This window comes from Bradyrhizobium sp. Leo78 (assembly GCF_059512425.1).
Window position 1 is genome coordinate 1 of record NZ_JCAMOT010000245.1, and the last position, 418, is coordinate 418.

Annotated in this window: 1 pseudogene; it reads left to right on the forward strand. The window is 51.7% G+C overall.

Going from position 1 to position 418, the window contains the following annotated elements:
• Positions 1 to 418 (forward strand): annotated as a pseudogene (locus tag AC5ZG1_RS44520) (hypothetical protein); the annotation flags it as partial.

The following is a 418-nucleotide window of genomic DNA, read 5'->3' on the forward strand; positions in this document are numbered from 1 at the left end:
TCTTAGCCGAACTAATCGCCGACGGAGCTTTTACGGGTTGGGGCAAGGAACTCGTTATTCCGGGGCCAAGCATTGTGAGTGACTTAGAACTGGACATTGGCAAAGCGAATTCCAGTCACAACAAGTTCGAAGTGAGCGGCGGGTATGATCTTGCGATTAAGATCAATCGCGACAAGCTTCATAGAAGCATTGCAGCCGAAATCCCCGTATCGACGACAAACGGCATTTGGATGCTCGGCGGAAAAACTATCGACGAGGTCTTCTCGCACTTGGCCGAAACAAAAGAAACGACTTCTGAAGCGCTTGAGCGCCGCAGGAAATCGGTTTCCGACCGTCTGCGCCCTTTCCGCGACGATCGCGATCTCGTCTATGTCCGAATCCACAATACTCCGATTTTAGAGATGGCTTCAGAGCTCCG